Source organism: Enterobacter cloacae complex sp. SHL001 (assembly GCF_049236825.1).
Classification (GTDB): Bacteria; Pseudomonadota; Gammaproteobacteria; order Enterobacterales; family Enterobacteriaceae; genus Enterobacter; species Enterobacter hormaechei_C.
In genome coordinates, this window is record NZ_JBMKIP010000001.1 from 320,322 (window position 1) to 339,211 (window position 18,890).

At 55.3% G+C, this 18,890-nt stretch carries 17 protein-coding genes; 10 read left to right on the forward strand and 7 right to left on the reverse strand.

Features of this window, described 5'->3' with window-relative positions; translation table 11 throughout:
• Window positions 1-56: 56 nt before the first annotated feature.
• The 3 genes from ACOTYH_RS01675 to ACOTYH_RS01685 all read right to left on the reverse strand — a co-directional run bounded on the left by ACOTYH_RS01675 (window position 57) and on the right by ACOTYH_RS01685 (window position 3,695).
• On the reverse strand, window positions 57-1,979 hold the full coding sequence (locus ACOTYH_RS01675; protein WP_017384681.1) for a DNA topoisomerase III: 1,923 nt from the start codon (window positions 1,977-1,979) through the stop codon (window positions 57-59).
• A 4-nt stretch (window positions 1,980-1,983) separates the two neighbouring features.
• The gene (selD, locus tag ACOTYH_RS01680) at window positions 1,984-3,027 is read right to left on the reverse strand and encodes a selenide, water dikinase SelD (protein WP_017384682.1); all 1,044 of its coding nucleotides are present in this window, start codon (window positions 3,025-3,027) and stop codon (window positions 1,984-1,986) included.
• A 116-nt stretch (window positions 3,028-3,143) separates the two neighbouring features.
• Window positions 3,144-3,695, reverse strand: a complete 552-nt coding sequence (locus tag ACOTYH_RS01685) for an NAD(P)H nitroreductase (protein ID WP_023303509.1) — start codon at window positions 3,693-3,695, stop codon at window positions 3,144-3,146.
• Between the two features lie 167 nt (window positions 3,696-3,862).
• Between ACOTYH_RS01685 and sppA the strand changes: the two genes are divergently transcribed.
• From sppA to ACOTYH_RS01705, 4 genes are all read left to right on the forward strand, one after another.
• Window positions 3,863-5,719 carry a signal peptide peptidase SppA gene (gene sppA / locus ACOTYH_RS01690; protein WP_045141479.1) on the forward strand — a complete coding sequence of 619 codons (1,857 nt, stop codon included), beginning with the start codon at window positions 3,863-3,865 and terminating at the stop codon, window positions 5,717-5,719.
• Window positions 5,720-5,782: 63 nt separating this feature from the next.
• Window positions 5,783-6,799 carry an asparaginase gene (gene ansA, locus ACOTYH_RS01695; RefSeq protein ID WP_421637521.1) on the forward strand — a complete coding sequence of 339 codons (1,017 nt, stop codon included), beginning with the start codon at window positions 5,783-5,785 and terminating at the stop codon, window positions 6,797-6,799.
• Window positions 6,800-6,808: 9 nt separating this feature from the next.
• On the forward strand, window positions 6,809-7,450 hold the full coding sequence (gene pncA / locus ACOTYH_RS01700) for a bifunctional nicotinamidase/pyrazinamidase (RefSeq protein ID WP_045907483.1): 642 nt from the start codon (window positions 6,809-6,811) through the stop codon (window positions 7,448-7,450).
• Between the two features lie 219 nt (window positions 7,451-7,669).
• Window positions 7,670-8,923 (forward strand): glycoside hydrolase family 18 protein, encoded by a 1,254-nt coding sequence (locus ACOTYH_RS01705; RefSeq protein ID WP_063660032.1) that lies wholly within the window; start codon window positions 7,670-7,672, stop codon window positions 8,921-8,923.
• A 50-nt stretch (window positions 8,924-8,973) separates the two neighbouring features.
• Here ACOTYH_RS01705 and ACOTYH_RS01710 read toward each other — a convergent pair whose 3' ends face one another.
• Window positions 8,974-9,246: a YeaC family protein gene (locus tag ACOTYH_RS01710; RefSeq protein WP_017384688.1), complete on the reverse strand. Its 273-nt coding sequence runs from the start codon at window positions 9,244-9,246 to the stop codon at window positions 8,974-8,976.
• 41 nt (window positions 9,247-9,287) lie between these two features.
• Window positions 9,288-9,701, reverse strand: coding sequence for a peptide-methionine (R)-S-oxide reductase MsrB (msrB, locus tag ACOTYH_RS01715; protein WP_003857865.1), 414 nt, complete (start codon window positions 9,699-9,701; stop codon window positions 9,288-9,290).
• Window positions 9,702-10,042: 341 nt separating this feature from the next.
• On the opposite strand from msrB, the gene gapA reads away from it, so the two are divergent.
• Complete coding sequence (gene gapA, locus ACOTYH_RS01720) at window positions 10,043-11,038, forward strand: glyceraldehyde-3-phosphate dehydrogenase (protein ID WP_006809136.1); 996 nt, start codon at window positions 10,043-10,045, stop codon at window positions 11,036-11,038.
• Between the two features lie 74 nt (window positions 11,039-11,112).
• The gene (locus ACOTYH_RS01725; protein ID WP_032104146.1) at window positions 11,113-11,997 is read left to right on the forward strand and encodes a D-hexose-6-phosphate mutarotase; all 885 of its coding nucleotides are present in this window, start codon (window positions 11,113-11,115) and stop codon (window positions 11,995-11,997) included.
• A gap of 66 nt (window positions 11,998-12,063) precedes the next feature.
• Here ACOTYH_RS01725 and ACOTYH_RS01730 read toward each other — a convergent pair whose 3' ends face one another.
• Window positions 12,064-12,810, reverse strand: coding sequence for a MipA/OmpV family protein (locus tag ACOTYH_RS01730; RefSeq protein ID WP_017384691.1), 747 nt, complete (start codon window positions 12,808-12,810; stop codon window positions 12,064-12,066).
• Window positions 12,811-13,242: 432 nt separating this feature from the next.
• Between ACOTYH_RS01730 and yeaG the strand changes: the two genes are divergently transcribed.
• The 3 genes from yeaG (at window position 13,243) to ACOTYH_RS01745 (ending at window position 17,150) form a co-directional block, all read left to right on the forward strand.
• The gene (gene yeaG / locus ACOTYH_RS01735; RefSeq protein ID WP_006809140.1) at window positions 13,243-15,177 is read left to right on the forward strand and encodes a protein kinase YeaG; all 1,935 of its coding nucleotides are present in this window, start codon (window positions 13,243-13,245) and stop codon (window positions 15,175-15,177) included.
• A gap of 89 nt (window positions 15,178-15,266) precedes the next feature.
• Entirely contained in the window at window positions 15,267-16,550 is a 1,284-nt protein-coding gene (locus ACOTYH_RS01740; RefSeq protein ID WP_017384692.1) for a YeaH/YhbH family protein, read from the forward strand.
• Window positions 16,551-16,649: 99 nt separating this feature from the next.
• Complete coding sequence (locus tag ACOTYH_RS01745) at window positions 16,650-17,150, forward strand: YbaK/prolyl-tRNA synthetase associated domain-containing protein (protein WP_032670101.1); 501 nt, start codon at window positions 16,650-16,652, stop codon at window positions 17,148-17,150.
• 20 nt (window positions 17,151-17,170) lie between these two features.
• Here the strand turns inward: ACOTYH_RS01745 and yoaI are convergent, their stop codons facing one another.
• Entirely contained in the window at window positions 17,171-17,272 is a 102-nt protein-coding gene (yoaI, locus tag ACOTYH_RS01750) for a small membrane protein YoaI (protein ID WP_017384693.1), read from the reverse strand.
• Between the two features lie 286 nt (window positions 17,273-17,558).
• Between yoaI and ACOTYH_RS01755 the strand changes: the two genes are divergently transcribed.
• Window positions 17,559-18,890, forward strand: coding sequence for a glycoside-pentoside-hexuronide (GPH):cation symporter (locus tag ACOTYH_RS01755; protein ID WP_045336308.1), 1,332 nt, complete (start codon window positions 17,559-17,561; stop codon window positions 18,888-18,890).

An 18,890-nucleotide genomic window follows, 5' to 3' on the forward strand; every position in this document is an offset into this window, starting at 1 on the left:
GTTAGCGCCACCGGGCTTTTCGCCGGGTGGCGGCTTCGCCTTACCCGGCCTACGGTTTAAGCGGTTGTATTTTTGGCTGCGCTTTTCTTCTTTTTGAACGGTTTCTTCGCCCCGCCGCCCGGGGCGACCATTCCCCGGAATCGCTTCACTGGCGTACTGCGCGCCTGGTCAATCAGCTGATAAAGCGTCCCTACCAGCGGCTGCATAAAGTCCTGATAACGGCACTGCTTTTCGCTGATCTGCGTCAGCACCGACTCCCAGTGCGCGGTCATGTCCGGCCTGGCGGCCAGCTCCGGCAGCGAATGAATTAGCGCCCGGCCCGGTTCTGTTGAATGGATGTAACGTCCCTTTTTCTCCAGGAAGCCGCGCTTAAAGAGCAGTTCGATGATCCCCGCGCGGGTCGCCTCCGTCCCCAGACCGTCGGTGGCGCGCAGGATCTTCTTCAGATCTTTATCCTGCACAAAACGGGCGATGCCGGTCATGGCCGACAGCAGCGTCGCGTCGGTGAAATGGCGCGGCGGCTGGGTTTGTCGTTCAACCACTTCGCCCTTCTCGCACAGCAGTTCGTCGCCTTTGGCCACGACCGGCAGCGGCGTGCCGTCGTTCTCTTCGTCACGCTCTTTGTTGCCGAGCAGCGTGCGCCAGCCCGCTTCCGCGAGGAAACGCGCTTTGGCGATAAATTTGCCTTTGGCAATCTCCAGTTCAATAACGCACTTGCGGAACACCGCGTCCGGGCAGAACTGCATCAGATACTGACGTGCGATCAGGTTATAGACCTTTGCTTCGTTGTCGGTCAGGTTGACGTTGCTGGTGCGCGCCGTCGGGATTATCGCGTGGTGAGCATCGACTTTTTTATCGTCCCAGCAGCGGTTATGGGTATCCGGGTTTACCGCCGGTTGCGGCAACAGATCCGGCGCATGGACGCCAATGGCATTCATCACCGAGTGGCGTCCGGCGAAGTGTTCTTCCGGCAGATAGCGGCTGTCCGAACGCGGATAGGTGATCAGCTTGTGGGTTTCGTAGAGCTTCTGGCAGATATCGAGCACGTTCTGTGCGCTAAGACCAAAGCGCTTAGCCGCCTCAATCTGCAACGCCGAAAGGGAGAACGGCAGCGGTGCGGGCTCCGTTTCCCGTTTGTCGTTATAGCTGGTGACGATTGCGGGCTGGCCGGTAATGCGGTTGACCACGTGCTCCGCCAGCGGGCGATGCAGCAGCCGTCCCTCTTCGTCCTGATATGACTCACAGGCATCACTTGGCTGCCAGACGGCGGTAAAGCGTTCGTCTTTCGGCGTGACGATATGCGCTTTGACTTCGAAGAAGTCTTTGGCGACGAAATTTTCGATCTCTTCGTCGCGACGCACCACCAGCCCCAGCACCGGTGTCTGGACACGACCGACGGAGAGTACGCCCTGATAACCCGCGTTGCGCCCGAGAATGGTGTAGGCGCGGGTCATGTTGATCCCGTATAGCCAGTCCGCACGGGCACGCGCCAGCGCTGAGACACACAGGGGAATAAATTCGCTGTTGGCGCGCAGGCGTGAAATGGCCCGCTCTACCGCCTGAGGGTTGAGGTCGTTGATCAGGCAGCGCTGCACCTGCTGGCGCTTTTCCGGCGCCAGCTCCAGGTAGTCCAGCACTTCATCGACCAGCAGTTGCCCTTCCCTGTCCGGGTCACCCGCGTGGACCACTTCCGTCGCCTCATGCAGGAAGCGCTTAATGACGTTGAGCTGTTTGGTGACGGAAGGACGCGGTTGGAGACGCCACTTTTCCGGCACAATCGGCAGATCGTTGAGATTCCAGCGGGCGTAGCGGCTGTCGTAGACATCCGGCTGCGCCTGTTCAAGCAGGTGACCGATACACCAGGTGACCACCTGCCCGTTACCGCATTCGATAAAGCCGTCTCCTTTGCGATGCGGCCTGGGCAGCACATCGGCGATGGCACGCGCCAGACTCGGCTTTTCGGCAATAAACAACCGCATCGAATTAACGGATCTCAATCATCGGGCGACCACCGCGGGCGGTCACCAGCTCACCAATGGCCGTCAGGGTGATGCCAAACTCGGCAGCCGTCGCCTGAACGTCAGCTTCAGCTTCCGGCGTCACCGCCAGCAGCAGGCCGCCGGAGGTTTGCGGATCGCACAGCAGGTTACGCCACGCTTCCGGCATTTCGCCCATTAAATGGCCGTAGCTGGCGAAGTTGCGCTGCGTCCCGCCCGGCACTGCGCCCTGAGCAATGTACTCTTCCACGCCCGGCAGCTTAGGCACATCCTGATACCAGACCTGCGCCTGCACGCCCGCGCCCTGACAGACTTCAGAGAGGTGCCCCAGCAGACCAAAACCGGTCACGTCGGTCATGGCCTTCACGCCGTCGATATTGGCGAATGCCGCACCGGCGAGGTTCATCTGGCACATCACTTCCGTTGCCAGACCGATATGCTCGGGCTTCAGCAGGGATTTCTTCTCGGCAGTGGTCAGTACGCCAATGCCCAGCGGCTTAGTGAGGAACAGCTTGCAGCCCGCCTGCGCGGTGCTGTTGCGCTTCACGCGCTCGGTAGGCACCACGCCGGTGACGGCCAGGCCGAAGATCGGCTCCGGCGCATCGATAGAGTGACCACCGGCCAGGGCAATACCCGCCTGCTGGCAGGCAAAGCGTCCGCCTTCGATCACGTCGCGGGCAATCTCCGGCGGGAGGGTGTTAATCGGCCAGCCCAGAATGGCGATCGCCATAATCGGTTTACCGCCCATCGCAAAGATATCGCTGATGGCGTTGGTGGCCGCAATGCGCCCGAAGTCGAACGGGTTGTCGACAATCGGCATAAAGAAGTCAGTGGTGCTGATAATGCTGGTGCCGTTACCCAGGTCATAAACCGCTGCATCGTCACGCGTTTCGTTACCGACAAGCAGGTTCGGGTCGACAAACTTCGCCTGCTCACTGTGCAGGATGGTCTCCAGCACTTTGGGGGAAATTTTACAACCGCAACCGGCTCCGTGGCTGTATTGCGTTAAACGAATGGTTTGCTCGCTCATGGACGTCTCCTGTCATCTCAATCGCGCTATGGTAGCGCTCATTCCATAAAGAGGTAAGTATGACTGTCTGAATTCTGCGGCGGATGCTCAGAATCCAGACAGTTTAGCGCGGGTGATTAAAAACGGCTGACGAAAGGCGTAGTGTCCGGCACGCTAATGGTGCTGGAAGCTTTAAGCTGCGGGGTGCCGAGATAGAGGAAGCCGACAATTTTATCATGTTCGCCGCAGGAGAAACCTTCCCGCACGGCGGCGCTCCCGGTCAGCGGCCCGGTACGCCAGATGCCGTTAAAGCCCTGCGCGACGGCGGCCATCTGCATTGCCATTACCGCGCAACCGGCAGACATCTCCTGCTCCCAGACCGGCACTTTATGATCGGCCTGACATTTTGCGACTACCGCGATGATCATCGGCGCACGGAACGGCGCGTTGCGGGCTTTATCAATCCCCTTCTCATCCTGGCCTGCGGCAACAGCCCCCTGCTCCAGCAGCTGGCTGAAGCGGTCGCGCCCTTCGCCTTCAATGATAAAGAAGTGCCACGGCTGCAATGTGCCATGGTCCGGCGCACGCATTCCGGCACGCAGAATGTTTTCCAGCTGCTCGCCGACGGGTGCCGGTTCGGCCAGGCGGGAAGCGCTACGACGGTTAACAAGCAGTTCAAGTGCGTCCATTGGTTAACTCCTTTCATGAAATTTACTCACAAAATTAACACGGCAGCAGAATTTGTTACAGCGTGGCAGGCGATTCCTGCTGACAAGTGGCGGTTGGGTCATTACGATAACCGCACATTACCGTCCCGTGGCGACGGAAACAGTCCTTTTCTGGTTAGGGAGAATACATGCGAACCCTTTGGCGAATCTTTGCCGGTTTCTTTAAATGGACGTGGCGACTGCTCAACTTCGTCCGCAACCTGGTGATGAACATCTTCTTCATCTTCCTGGTCCTGGTATGCGCAGGTATCTGGATGCATATCAGCAACGCAAACCAGTCGCAGCATTCGACGCGCGGCGCGCTGTTACTCGATATCACCGGGGTGATTGTTGATAAGCCATCGACCAGCAACCGTCTGGGCGTGATTGGTCGCCAGCTGTTCGGCGCAACGTCAGACCGTCTTCAGGAAAACTCCCTGTTTGATATCGTCGACACCATCCGTCAGGCTAAAGACGATCGTAACATTACCGGTATCGTGCTGGACCTGAAAGATTTTGCCGGCGCCGATCAGCCGTCAATGCAGTACATCGGTAAGGCGCTGCGCGAATTCCGCGACAGCGGTAAACCGGTTATTGCCATTGGCGACAGCTACACCCAGGGACAATATTATCTGGCGAGCTTTGCCAATAAGATCTGGCTTTCGCCACAGGGCACGGTCGATCTGCATGGCTTCGCCACTAACGGTCTGTACTACAAATCGCTGCTCGATAAGCTGAAGGTCACTACCCACGTCTTCCGCGTCGGGACCTATAAATCCGCCGTGGAGCCGTTTATCCGCGATGATATGTCCCCTGCCGCCCGTGAAGCGGACAGCCGCTGGATTGGCGAGCTGTGGCAGAACTACCTCGGCACCATTGCCGCTAACCGTCAGATTACCGCTGAGCAGGTCTTCCCGGGCGCGCGCGGCGTGCTGGACGGCCTGCGCAAGGTGGACGGCGATACAGCGAAATACGCGCTTGATAACAAACTGGTCGATCAGCTGGGTTCCAGCGCTGAAATTGAAAAAGCGCTGACCAAACAGTTCGGCTGGAGTAAAGAGGATAAAAACTACAGCGCCATCAGCATGTATGACTACGCCGCGAAAAAGCCGGACGACAGCGGTGACAGCATCGCCGTGGTGTTTGCTAACGGGGCCATTATGGATGGCGAAGAAACGCCGGGGAACGTCGGCGGGGACACCACCGCGTCGCAGATCCGCGATGCGCGCCTGGATCCGAAAGTGAAGGCGATTGTCCTGCGGGTGAACAGCCCTGGCGGCAGCGTCAGCGCCTCTGAAGTAATCCGTGCTGAACTGGCCGCCGCGCGCGCCGCAGGCAAGCCGGTAGTGGTCTCGATGGGCGGCATGGCGGCTTCCGGGGGCTACTGGATCTCGACGCCAGCCAACTACATTGTGGCTAACCCAAGCACGCTGACCGGCTCGATTGGCATCTTCGGCGTGATCAACACCGTAGAGAACAGCCTGGATTATCTCGGCGTCCACACCGACGGCGTCTCCACCTCGCCGCTGGCGGACGTGTCCGTTACCAAATCCCTGCCGCCTGAGGTGTCTGAGATGATGCAGCTCAGCATTGAGAGTGGCTATAAACGTTTCATCACGCTGGTTGCGGACTCGCGTAAAAAGACGCCCGATCAGATTGACCAGATCGCTCAGGGCCACGTCTGGACCGGCCAGGACGCGAAGAGCAACGGCCTGGTAGACAGTCTGGGTGACTTCGACGACGCCGTGAAGAAAGCGGCGGAGCTGGCGAAGCTCAAGCAGTGGCACGTGGACTATTATCAGGACGAACCAACGTTCTTCGATATGGTCATGGACAGCATGTCCGGCTCCGTTCGTGCCATGCTGCCGGACGCGCTTCAGGCTTATCTGCCGGCGCCGGTGGCGACCGCGGCGAAAGCCATGAGAGCAGAGAGCGACAAGCTCGCAGCCTTTAATGATCCACAGAGCCGTTACGCGTTTTGCCTGACCTGTGCGAACGTGCGTTAAAAAACCGTCCCCTCTTCCCGTGAAGAGGGGATTTTTTCTTTTGAAGAACAAGAACTCATTACCATGCAGAAGAAATCAATTTATGTCGCCTATACCGGCGGTACCATCGGTATGCAGCGCTCAGAAAATGGCTATATCCCGGTTTCCGGCCACTTGCAGCGCCAGCTGGCGCTGATGCCTGAATTCCACCGTCCGGAAATGCCGGACTTTACCATCCACGAATATGAGCCGCTGATGGACTCCTCCGACATGACGCCGGAAGACTGGCAGCATATTGCGGACGATATTAAAGCCCATTACGACCAGTACGACGGCTTCGTGATCCTGCACGGCACCGACACCATGGCGTTCACCGCCTCGGCGCTCTCCTTCATGCTGGAGAACCTGAGCAAGCCCGTCATCGTGACCGGCTCGCAGATCCCGCTGGCGGAACTGCGTTCAGACGGGCAGATCAACCTGCTTAACTCCCTGTACGTGGCCGCTAATTACCCGATCAACGAGGTAACGCTGTTCTTCAACAACCGGCTGTACCGCGGGAACCGTACCACTAAAGCGCACGCCGATGGCTTTGACGCTTTTGCCTCACCTAACCTGCAACCGCTGCTGGAAGCGGGGATCCATATCCGTCGTCTGGGCACGCCGCCCGCGCCAAATACCGCAGGCGAACTGATCGTTCACCCGATCACCCCGCAGCCGATCGGCGTGGTGACGATTTATCCGGGTATTTCCGCCGACGTGGTGCGCAACTTCCTGCGCCAGCCGGTGAAGGCGCTGATCCTGCGCTCCTATGGTGTGGGTAACGCCCCGCAGAACGGTGAATTCCTGAAAGAGCTTCAGGAGGCGAGCAATCGCGGGATTGTGGTGGTCAACCTCACCCAGTGTATGTCCGGCAAAGTCAATATGGGCGGCTACGCCACCGGTAATGCCCTGGCGCACGCTGGCGTGATCAGTGGTTTCGATATGACCGTTGAGGCAACGCTGACTAAACTTCACTATTTACTGAGTCAGGATCTGGATATTGATTCCATTCGCCGCGCCATGATGCAAAACCTGCGCGGCGAACTGACCCCTGACGAATAAGGAGGTCTCATGAAGCAACGCGCCCTGCTCCTGGTCGATTTGCAAAATGATTTCTGCGCGGGCGGTGCGCTGGCCGTCGCCGAAGGTGACAGCACCGTTGACGTGGCAAACACGCTGATTGAGTGGTGCAAAGCTCGCGGTGAAGCGGTTGTCGCAAGCCAGGACTGGCACCCGGCTAACCACGGCAGCTTTGCCAGCCAGCACCGCGTTGAGCCTTTCACTCAGGGTGAACTTGACGGATTGCCGCAAACCTTCTGGCCGGATCACTGCGTACAGCAGACGGAAGGCGCGGAACTGCATCCGCTCCTGAACCATAAAGTCATCGACGCGGTGTTCCATAAAGGTGAAAACCCGGCTATCGACAGCTATAGCGCGTTTTTTGATAACGGGCATCGCCAGAAAACGGCGCTGGACGCGTGGTTACGTCACCACGAAATCACGGAGCTGATTGTGCTGGGACTGGCAACGGATTACTGCGTGAAGTTTACCGTGCTGGACGCGCTCCAGCTCGGCTATACCGTCAGCGTCATCACCGACGGCTGCCGCGGGGTGAACATTCAGCCGCAGGACAGCGCCCAGGCGTTTATGGATATGGCCTCTGAAGGGGCGACGCTGTATACGCTGGAAGACTGGCTGGAGACGCAGGCGTAAGCCTTTTTAGCCGGGTGGCGCTGCGCTTACCCGGCCTACAAAGCCACAGAAAGTAGACCGGGTAAGGCGAAGCCGCCACCCGGCATTTCTTCCCCAATCCCCATAAAGTGAACTCCCTCGCATCCTCAGCGCAGCGGCAATGCTATTCTCGTCAGGCTGTTTTTTCGCCACGCCTTTTCCGTGGCGTGATTAATTTTATTATGTCAAAGAGGAACTTGTATGAAACGTATGCCTTTGCTGGCAGCATTGCCCCTGCTGTGCGCTTCCGTTGCTTCTGCCAGTACCCTGATGTCCGTGGGCTACTTTAATGGCGGGGGTGACGTCACCGCCGGACCGGGTGGCGATATCAATAAGCTGGACGTCCGCCAGATTACCCACCTGAACTACTCGTTTGGTCTGGTCTACAACGATGAAAAAGACGAAACCAACGCCGCGCTGAAAGATCCGGCAAAACTGCATCAAATCTGGTTATCACCTAAGGTGGCATCCGATCTGGCGTTACTTCCTCAGCTTCGTAAACAAAACCCGAACCTGAAAGTCCTGCTTTCCGTTGGCGGCTGGGGGGCGCGTGGTTTTTCTGGCGCAGCGGCAACCAAAGAGAGTCGCGCGGTATTTATTCGCTCCGCGCAGGAGATCGTCAGTAAATACGGCCTGGATGGGATCGACCTGGACTGGGAATATCCGGTCAACGGCGCGTGGGGACTGGTCGAGAGCACCCCTGCCGACCGGGATAATTTCACCGCGCTGTTAAAAGAGATGCGTGACGCGTTTGGTAAGAAAAAGCTGGTCACGATTGCGGTGGGCGCGAATGCGGAAAGTCCGAAAAGCTGGGTGGATGTGAAAGCCATTGCCCCCCTGCTCGATTACATCAACCTGATGACCTACGACATGGCGTACGGTACTCAGTATTTTAACGCGAATCTGTATGACTCCAGCGCCTGGCCAACGGTGGCTGCCGCAGACAAGTACAGCGTCGATTTTGTGGTGAATAACTATCTGGCCGCCGGGCTGAAGCCGCAGCAGATGAACCTCGGAATTGGTTTCTATGGGCGCGTGCCGAAGCGCGCCGTTGAACCGGGTATCGACTGGAGCAAATCGGACGCGCAGAACAATCCGGTGACGCAGCCCTACTTCGGGCCGCAGGAACTGGGCCTGTTCAAATCGCTTGGCTATGATCTGACCAAAGATACCTATGTGAAATACAACGATATCGTCCGCAAGCTGCTGAACGATCCGCAGAAACGCTTTACCGAGCACTGGGACGAACAGGCGAAGGTGCCGTGGCTGTCGGTGAAATCCGCCGACGGGAAGGCGCTGTTTGCGATTTCCTATGAGAACCCGCGATCCGTGGCGATCAAAGCGGATTACATTAAGGAGAAAGGTCTGGCTGGCGCCATGTTCTGGGAGTATGGGGCTGACGACGAAAACCAGCTCGCGAAACAGCTGGCGGAGTCGCTTGGGATCCCGCACTAAAGTGCAGTGTGCCGGGTGGCGCTAGCGCTTACCCGGCCTACATGGGATCTTTATTTGAAGGTCGCAATCGGCTTCGGCGCGATGCCGAACTCTTCTTTCAGCTCGCGCTTGCTTTTCATCACCATCTGACCGTTTGTGTCGATGGTCATGTGCTGGGCGTCGGTATTGTGACGCGCCTGCCACAGCATCACCAGTTGCAAACTGTTCTCTTTTTGCTCAGGTGTGAGCGCCACACCGTCCGGCCATTTTCCCAGCTCAACGGCCGTTACCAGACGCTGATAAACCTCCGGGGTCATACCTGCAATCATGTCATCAATATTCATGATCTCTCCCTTTCAAAGGAATAATTTGCTGAATCGTTTTTTCAACCCTTGGTCTGGTCGCCGTTTTCATCATCGGTAAAGCTCATGGAAGCCGAATTTACGCAGAAACGCTCCCCCGTCGGCTGCGGGCCATCCGGGAAGACATGCCCGAGATGGGCGTCACAGTTCCCGCAGCGAATTTCGGTGCGCACCATGCCGTGCGAGGTGTCCGTCAGGTAGCGGATCGCATCATCGCTGACAGGCTCGTAAAAGCTCGGCCAGCCGCAGCCAGAATCGTACTTCGTCTGGGAGTTAAACAGCGGTGCATCACACACCAGGCAGTGGTAGACGCCTTCCCGTTTATTGTGCAGCAAACGCCCGGAAAACGGCGGTTCTGTGCCGTGATTTTGCGTCACGTAAAACTGCATCTCTGTAAGGTTTTTTTTCAAATCGTCGGGGTTACGTTGGTTCGACATATGCTTACATCTCGCTGTTGAAACAGACATCTTTTAACCCAGATTCTAACAAAACATTAACACCCGCGCGTGCACTTTTGTTCTAAACTTATGTGTCGCGAAAAGGCGGTCAGGCAATTGTGATCAATTTCACATTTTAATCCTGCGAGGCCTTTAAAATTCCGGGCGCAGCCCCCATGTGGTTGCTAGCTCAAAGGGAAAGTGAGGCGAGTCAGTCGCACAAACGTTAGTCACAGGATTGATTTGTCGCAATGATTGACACGATTCCGCTTGACGCTGCGTAAGGTTTTTGTAATTTTACAGGCAACCTTTTATTCACTAACAAATAGCTGGTGGAATATATGACTATCAAAGTAGGTATCAACGGTTTTGGCCGTATCGGCCGTATTGTTTTCCGTGCTGCTCAGAAACGTTCTGACATCGAAATCGTTGGTATCAACGATCTCCTGGACGCTGAATACATGGCGTACATGCTGAAGTACGACTCAACTCACGGTCGTTTCGACGGCACCGTTGAAGTGAAAGACGGCCACCTGGTTGTTAATGGCAAAACCATCCGCGTTACTGCTGAGAAAGACCCAGCTAACCTGAAATGGAACGAAATCGGTGTTGACGTTGTAGCTGAAGCTACCGGTATCTTCCTGACCGACGAAACTGCACGTAAACACATCACTGCGGGTGCGAAGAAAGTTGTTCTGACTGGTCCTTCCAAAGACAACACCCCAATGTTCGTTCGCGGTGCAAACTTCGAAACTTACGCTGGCCAGGACATCGTTTCCAACGCATCCTGCACCACCAACTGCCTGGCACCGCTGGCTAAAGTTATCAACGACAACTTCGGCATCATCGAAGGTCTGATGACTACCGTTCACGCAACCACCGCTACTCAGAAAACCGTTGATGGCCCGTCTCACAAAGACTGGCGCGGCGGCCGTGGCGCGGCTCAGAACATCATCCCATCTTCTACCGGTGCTGCTAAAGCAGTAGGTAAAGTACTGCCAGAACTGAATGGCAAACTGACTGGTATGGCGTTCCGCGTTCCAACTCCTAACGTATCCGTTGTTGACCTGACCGTTCGTCTGGAAAAAGCTGCTTCTTATGAAGAAATTAAGAAAGCAATCAAAGCTGCTTCCGAAGGCCCAATGAAAGGCGTTCTGGGTTACACCGAAGACGACGTTGTATCTACCGATTTCAACGGCGAAGTGTGCACTTCCGTGTTCGATGCTAAAGCAGGTATCGCACTGAACGACAACTTCGTGAAACTGGTTTCCTGGTACGACAACGAAACTGGCTACTCTAACAAAGTACTGGACCTGATCGCTCACATCTCCAAATAAGTTGAGATGAGTGCTTGATCCTAAAAGGCGACTTCGGTCGCCTTTTTTATTGTTTTTAGACAGAGGATTGCTTAATGATTAATAAAATTTTTGCACTTCCGGTAGTCGAACAACTTACCCCTGTGCTCTCCCGCCGTCAGATCGACGGTGCTGATATCATCGTTGTTGATCATCCGCGCGTTAAAGCCTCCGTAGCACTCAATGGCGCCCATCTGCTCTCCTGGAAACCAGAAGGTGAAGAAGAAGGCCTGTGGCTGAGCGAGGCCACCTCGTTCAAAAAAGGGGCGGCGATCCGCGGCGGCGTACCGATCTGCTGGCCATGGTTTGGCCCGTCAGCGCAGCAGGGTTTACCCTCACACGGTTTCGCCCGTAACCAGCAGTGGACGCTGAAAGCCCACAACGAAGATGAAAACGGTGCGGTGTTGACCTTTGAACTCCAGGCGAATGATGAAACGCGTGCCCTGTGGCCACACGAGTTCACCCTGTATGCCCGCTTCAAGCTGGGTAAAACCTGCGAAATTGAACTGGAAGCGCACGGCGAATTCGAAACAACGTCCGCCCTGCACACCTATTTCAACGTAGGCGATATTCAGGCCGTTAAGGTGAGCGGACTTGGCGATACCTTTATCGACAAAGTGGATAACGCGAAAGAGGGCAAGCTGGACGACGGCGTGCAGACTTTCCCGGATCGTACCGACCGCGTGTATCTGCACCCGGAAGCCTGTAGCGTCATCCACGACAGCGCGCTGAACCGCGGTATTGATGTGGTTCATCACCACCACAGCAACGTGGTGGGCTGGAACCCGGGCCCTGCCCTTTCCGTCAGCATGGCGGATATCCCGGATGACGGTTACAAGACCTTCGTGTGCGTGGAAACCGCGTGCGTGACCGCGCCGCAGAAAACCAGCGAAGAAAAACCGTCCCGCTTAGGCCAGACGATCAAGATTGTGAAGCGCTAATATTGTTCAGGCATCATAAAAAACAAACGGGGCGCTAGCGCCCCGTTTTAATGCATCACGTTCTGGTCAGAACTTGTAAGTCACACCCACGGAGAAGATGCCAGACCAGGACTTGTCGACCATCGGGCTGTCTTTCACTTCATCGCTCAGACGAATGTAACGGCCAGTACCGTATACATTCCAGTCACCGAGGAAGTTATACGAGGCGGTGAGTTCCAGGTACGGGTCCCAGCCATCATCCGCGCTGTAGCTCTTCAGACCACTGCGGCGAGACTCCGCTTTAGACACGCCATAGTAGTAGTCGTTGTAATTCTCGCTGCTGTACTGCACACCGATACCCGGCGTCAGCGTCACTGCGCCGTTGGTATAGCGATAAAGCCACGCCAGATCCCAGATGAAGCCGTTGCTGTTGTCCAGGGTATCGCCCGCCAGCGCAGTGCGCAGGAAGCCATACTCGGTATTATGGACGTAAGAAAGCCCCGCCATCAGTGAGCTTCTGCGTTTGTCCAGCTGACGAAGCGCATTGCTGTCGCTGTCGCCTGGTTTAAAGTGCGTTGGATCGTAATAGGCCATGATGGAGAGCTTATCGGCCGTATCGTTCCACAGATAGTAGCCACCGCCCAACCCACGGAACCAGAAGTTATCGCCTTCATAGGTGACAACGGGGACAGGATAAACGTCGCGGTCATACTGCTTGTACGGGCTGTTAATCACGCCAGCACCCGCGCCAACAGTCCACTGGCTCTCAGCCTGTACGGTGCTCGCTGCGGTAGCGGCAAGGATGCCCAATGCCAGAAGTTTGAGTTTGGTCACAATCCATTCTTTCCTGTAGTCAAATAATCAGCGGGTGAAGTGTAACCGCCATTCCCGTACATCCCAAAATTTTTTGCGCGCTAATCCGTTTGATTAACCCGTTATTTTTCATTTTTCAGATGACATCCCGCTTTCATTTATGTGACCGATAAATGAAAAACCCGCTTTTCGCTTATAACCGCAGTGGAAATTTTTGGATGAGTTATTGATATGTCATTGAAAGTAGATTTTATCCGTATGCAAGTTTTGCAATTGCCATCTACGCTTTAATTTAAGAAGAGGTTTTGCTGAACACCCTGCGGTTCATAGCCTTCGACCTGGCACACAGGTTGCTGCTCTGGCAGTGAGGTGCGAAAAATTCTCTTCCGGGAGCCTCCACTACTCATACGAACGGCTCTTATCCTGTGCTAAAAAACGAAAGGACGGCATGCCATGAATATATTCGATCACTATCGCCAGCGCTACGAAGCTGCCAAGGACGAAGAGTTCACACTGCAGGAGTTTCTTACCATTTGTCGGCAAGATCGCAGTGCCTATGCCAATGCGGCAGAACGGCTATTGATGGCTATTGGTGAGCCAAACATGGTTGATACTGCCCTGGAGCCACGGCTTTCCCGTCTATTTTCGAATCGGGTGGTCGCCCGATACCCGGCGTTTGAAGAGTTCTATGGCATGGAAGACGCCATTGAGCAGATCGTCTCCTACCTGAAGCATGCCGCTCAGGGGCTGGAAGAGAAGAAACAGATCCTTTATCTGCTGGGTCCTGTCGGTGGGGGTAAATCCTCCCTGGCTGAACGGCTGAAAGCGCTGATGCAGCGCGTGCCGATCTATGTGCTGAGCGCCAACGGCGAACGCAGCCCGGTCAATGACCATCCGCTGTGCCTGTTTAATCCGCAAGAGGATGCGCAAATTCTGGAAAAAGAGTTTGGCATTCCGCATCGCTATCTCGGTACGATCATGTCGCCGTGGGCGGCAAAACGTCTGCACGAGTTTGGCGGGGACATTACCAAGTTCCGCGTCGTGAAAGTGTGGCCGTCTATCCTCGAGCAGATCGCCATCGCTAAAACTGAACCCGGTGACGAGAACAACCAGGATATCTCGGCGCTGGTGGGTAAAGTCGATATCCGTAAGCTGGAGCATCACGCGCAAAACGACCCGGATGCCTACGGTTATTCCGGTGCGCTGTGCCGCGCCAACCAGGGGATTATGGAATTTGTCGAGATGTTTAAAGCACCGATCAAAGTGCTGCATCCGCTACTGACCGCCACCCAGGAAGGGAACTACAACGGGACAGAAGGTATTTCCGCCCTGCCGTTTAACGGGATTATCCTTGCCCACTCTAACGAATCTGAATGGGTGACCTTCCGTAACAACAAAAACAATGAGGCGTTCCTTGACCGTGTGTATATCGTCAAAGTACCTTATTGCCTGCGGATCTCCGAGGAGATCAAGATTTACGAAAAACTGCTCAACCACAGTGAGCTGGTCCATGCCCCTTGCGCACCGGGAACGCTGGAAACGCTGTCGCGCTTCTCGATCCTGTCGCGCCTGAAAGAGCCGGAAAATTCCAGCATCTACTCAAAAATGCGCGTGTATGACGGTGAAAGCCTGAAGGATACCGACCCGAAAGCGAAATCGTACCAGGAATACCGCGATTACGCCGGGGTCGACGAAGGGATGAACGGTTTGTCGACGCGTTTCGCGTTTAAGATCCTCTCCCGCGTCTTTAACTTCGACCACGCGGAGGTGGCCGCCAACCCGGTACATCTGTTCTACGTGTTGGAACAGCAAATTGAACGTGAACAGTTCCCACAGGAGCAGGCTGAACGCTACCTGGAGTTCCTGAAAGGCTACCTGATCCCGAAATACGCCGAGTTTATCGGCAAAGAGATCCAGACCGCCTACCTGGAATCCTATTCCGAATACGGCCAGAACATCTTCGACCGGTACGTCACCTACGCTGACTTCTGGATCCAGGATCAGGAGTATCGCGACCCGGATACCGGCCAGCTGTTTGACCGTGAATCCCTGAACGCGGAACTTGAAAAAATCGAGAAACCAGCCGGGATCAGCAATCCGAAAGACTTCCGAAACGAGATTGTGAACTTCGTGCTGCGCGCCAGAGCGCATAACAACGGCCGCAATCCGAACTGGACCAGCTACGAAAAACTGCGCACGGTTATAGAGAAGAAAATGTTCTCTAACACGGAAGAGCTATTGCCGGTCATCTCGTTCAACGCCAAAACCTCAACCGACGAGCAGAAAAAGCACGACGATTTTGTCGACCGTATGATGGAGAAAGGCTATACCCGCAAACAGGTCCGCCTGCTCTGTGAATGGTATCTGCGCGTGCGTAAATCGTCTTAAAACAAGTGCCCGGTAACGCGCTTACCGGGCCAACAAAATGTCCGGCACTTACGGACGCTGCAAGTTGGCAAATGCAGTACGGGGGATATATGACCTGGTTTATTGACCGGCGTCTTAACGGCAAAAACAAGAGCACGGTGAATCGCCAGCGCTTCTTGCGCCGTTATAAAGCGCAAATTAAACAGTCGATCTCCGAGGCCATCAACAAACGCTCGGTGACCGACGTCGACAGCGGCGAATCCGTCTCCATCCCTAACGATGACATCAGCGAACCGATGTTTCATCAGGGGCGTGGCGGCCTTCGCCATCGCGTGCACCCAGGTAATGACCACTTCGTCCAGAATGACAGAATCGAGCGGCCCCAAGGCGGAGGCGGCGGTTCTGGCAGCGGTCAGGGGCAGGCCAGCCAGGACGGTGAAGGCCAGGACGAGTTCGTCTTTCAGATTTCAAAAGACGAATATCTCGACCTGCTGTTTGAGGATCTGGCCCTGCCGAATCTGAGAAAGAATCAGCACCGTCAGCTCAACGAATACAAAACCCATCGCGCGGGTTATACCGCAAACGGGGTGCCCGCCAACATCAGCGTGGTGCGCTCACTGCAAAACTCACTGGCGCGACGCACGGCGATGACGGCAGGCAAACGGCGCGAACTGCGCGAGCTGGAAACCAGCCTGAAAGTGGTGGAAAACACGGAGCCGGCACAACTGCTGGAAGAGGAGCGCCTGCGAAAAGAGATCGCCGAACTGCGGGCGAAGATCGACCGGGTGCCGTTTATCGACACGTTCGACCTGCGCTACAAGAACTACGAAAAACGGCCGGAGCCTTCCAGTCAGGCGGTGATGTTCTGCCTGATGGACGTATCAGGTTCAATGGATCAGGCCACCAAGGATATGGCTAAGCGTTTTTATATTCTGCTCTATCTGTTCCTGAGCAGAACGTATAAGAACGTGGAGGTGGTCTACATCCGCCATCACACTCAGGCGAAAGAGGTGGATGAACATGAGTTCTTTTACTCGCAGGAGACCGGCGGCACCATCGTGTCGAGCGCCCTGAAGCTGATGGACGAGGTGGTGAAGGAGCGCTACGATCCGGCGCAGTGGAATATCTACGCCGCGCAGGCATCGGATGGCGATAACTGGGCGGATGACTCGCCGCTGTGTCATGAAATTCTGGCGAAGAAGATCCTGCCGGTGGTGCGTTACTACAGCTACATTGAAATTACCCGTCGCGCCCACCAGACGCTGTGGCGTGAGTATGAGCATCTGCAAGCGATGTTCGATAACTTTGCGATGCAGCACATTCGTGACCAGGATGACATCTACCCGGTCTTCCGGGAACTGTTCCAGAAACAGTCGTCCACCAGCAACGCATGACCCAACAGCCAGCGCACCCGCTGGCTGTTTTCTTTCAGCCCTCTCCGTCCCGTGCTAATGTAGCAAGCTACGTATTGGCAAATCACAGGTGAAATCGTTATGTCTGATGACGTGATCGGGACGACGACCCATCAGCGGCTAATCAGCTTATTAACCGAGCAGGAGGCGCGCTTTCGCGTGGTGGCGCATGAGGCCGTTGGGAAATGCGAAGCGGTCAGTGAAATTCGCGGGACCGATCTCCGGCAGGGTGCAAAAGCACTGGTCTGCAAGGTAAAAGGCAACGGTGTTAAGAAACATATTCTGGCAATCCTCGCCGCCGATCGGCAGGCCGATCTGAGCCTTCTGGCCAGTCATTTCGGTGGGCTAAAGGCCTCTCTCGCCAGTCCGGCTGAAGTGGATGCGCTTACCGGCTGCGTCTTCGGCGCCATTCCCCCCTTCAGCTTTCATCCGGATCTGACGCTGGTCGCCGATCCGCTGCTGTTTGAGCGCTTCGAGGAGATCGCCTTTAACGCCGGCCTGCTGGAAAAGTCGGTGATTATGGACACCCAGGACTATCTGCGTATCGCCCGTCCTGAACTGGTGACGTTCCGTAAACAATAAATACAGCGGCTGGCTAACGGTCAGCCGTTTTCCAGCAGCAGCACGGAAGCAATCAAAATAATCGCGATAATAAAAAACGATGAGGAGATAATCAGCGTTTCGACAAACATAGGATCGTTCATGATGCCCTCTGCTTTGCCCATTTGCCTCTTTTTTACCCCCGCACAATGACAGTTAAATGACAATGACGCGTCCGTGAAATGACTATTTTTTCGCTGAAACGATTCGCTGTTACCTATCCTCCACCGTATAAAGTCACTGTTTAAATACTTTATTTGTTACCGGTATCACGAAAAGAAATTTACGTAACCCCGATGCCAGATCTCGCAATTGTTAACCTTTTCATCATGGTTAACCCTGTTTACGGAGCACCTCAAAAATAAACCTTACACTGGCAAGGTGAATACAATGACCGAAATAATTACCCGTAAAGAAAAGATCAGTTATGGGTTAGGCGATATGGCGAGCCATATTGGGCTGGATAACGTCATTATTTTTCTGACGTTTTACTATACGGACGTGGTGGGGCTACCTGCCGCATTCGTGGGCACCATGTTTCTTCTGGCGAGAACCGCCGATGCCATAATAGACCCGGCGATGGGCTATATCGCAGACAGGACGCGCACGCGCTGGGGCAAATTCCGCCCCTGGATGCTGTGGCTGGCGCTGCCCTTTGGGGCAAGTTGTCTGCTCACCTACGCCGTGCCAGCGTCGCTCGATCTGCACGGTAAAATGATTTTCGCCACCGTCAGCTATACCCTGATGATGCTGATGTATACCGCAATCAATATTCCCTATTGCTCCATGGGCGCGGTGATTACGCCCGACAACGATGCGCGAATTTCCCTCCAGTCCTATCGCTTTTTCCTGGCCACGCTGGGTGGCGCGCTGTCGACATTCTTTATGATGCCGCTGGCAGAGTTTTTAGGCGGCGATGATAAATTACTGGGCTACCGCTGGGCGATGGCCATTATGGCGACCATCGCGGTCGTCATGTTCTGGATCTGCTTCGCCAATACGCGTGAACGTATTAAGGCTCCCGCCACCCACAATAATTATCTTGCGGAACTGCGGGATTTATTACGAAACGACCAATGGCGGGTTGTCGCCGTCCTGGTATTAACCAACATTGGTTTTGGCGTTATTCGCCTTGGCGCAATGATGTATTTCGTCACTTATTATCTCGGTAGCGCGAGCTATTTTATGTGGATGCTCGGGGCGCATATTCTCGGGAAAGCCGCAGGCAGCGCGCTGGCCAAACGTCTGACGCAGAACGTCAGCAAAGTGCAGATGTTTGGATACTGTTCCGTACTGGCGGGGGTACTCAGCATCGCCCTGTTCTTTGCGCCTAAGTCAGTGCTTATTCTGGTGCCCATGACGTTTATCGTCTCCACCCTTTACCAGGCCACCACCACGCTGATGTGGGTAATGATGGCGGACGTCGCCGATTACGGCGAATGGAAACAGGGCAAACGCATGGACGGCGTGATCTTCTCAACCTTTCTCGCCGTACTCAAGCTGGGAATGGCGATCAGCGGCGCGATTGTTGGCTGGACGCTGGGCTTAAGCGGCTATGTCGCCAACGCCCCGGAACAGACCACCACGGCCATGTACTGCATCATCGCCCTCTTCACCGTCGTGCCTGGCGTCTTGTCACTCTGCGCGTTTGCCACGCTGCGCTGGTACAAGCTCGACGACAGCACAATGCAATCCATCCATCTTGCCAAACACCCTGTTTAG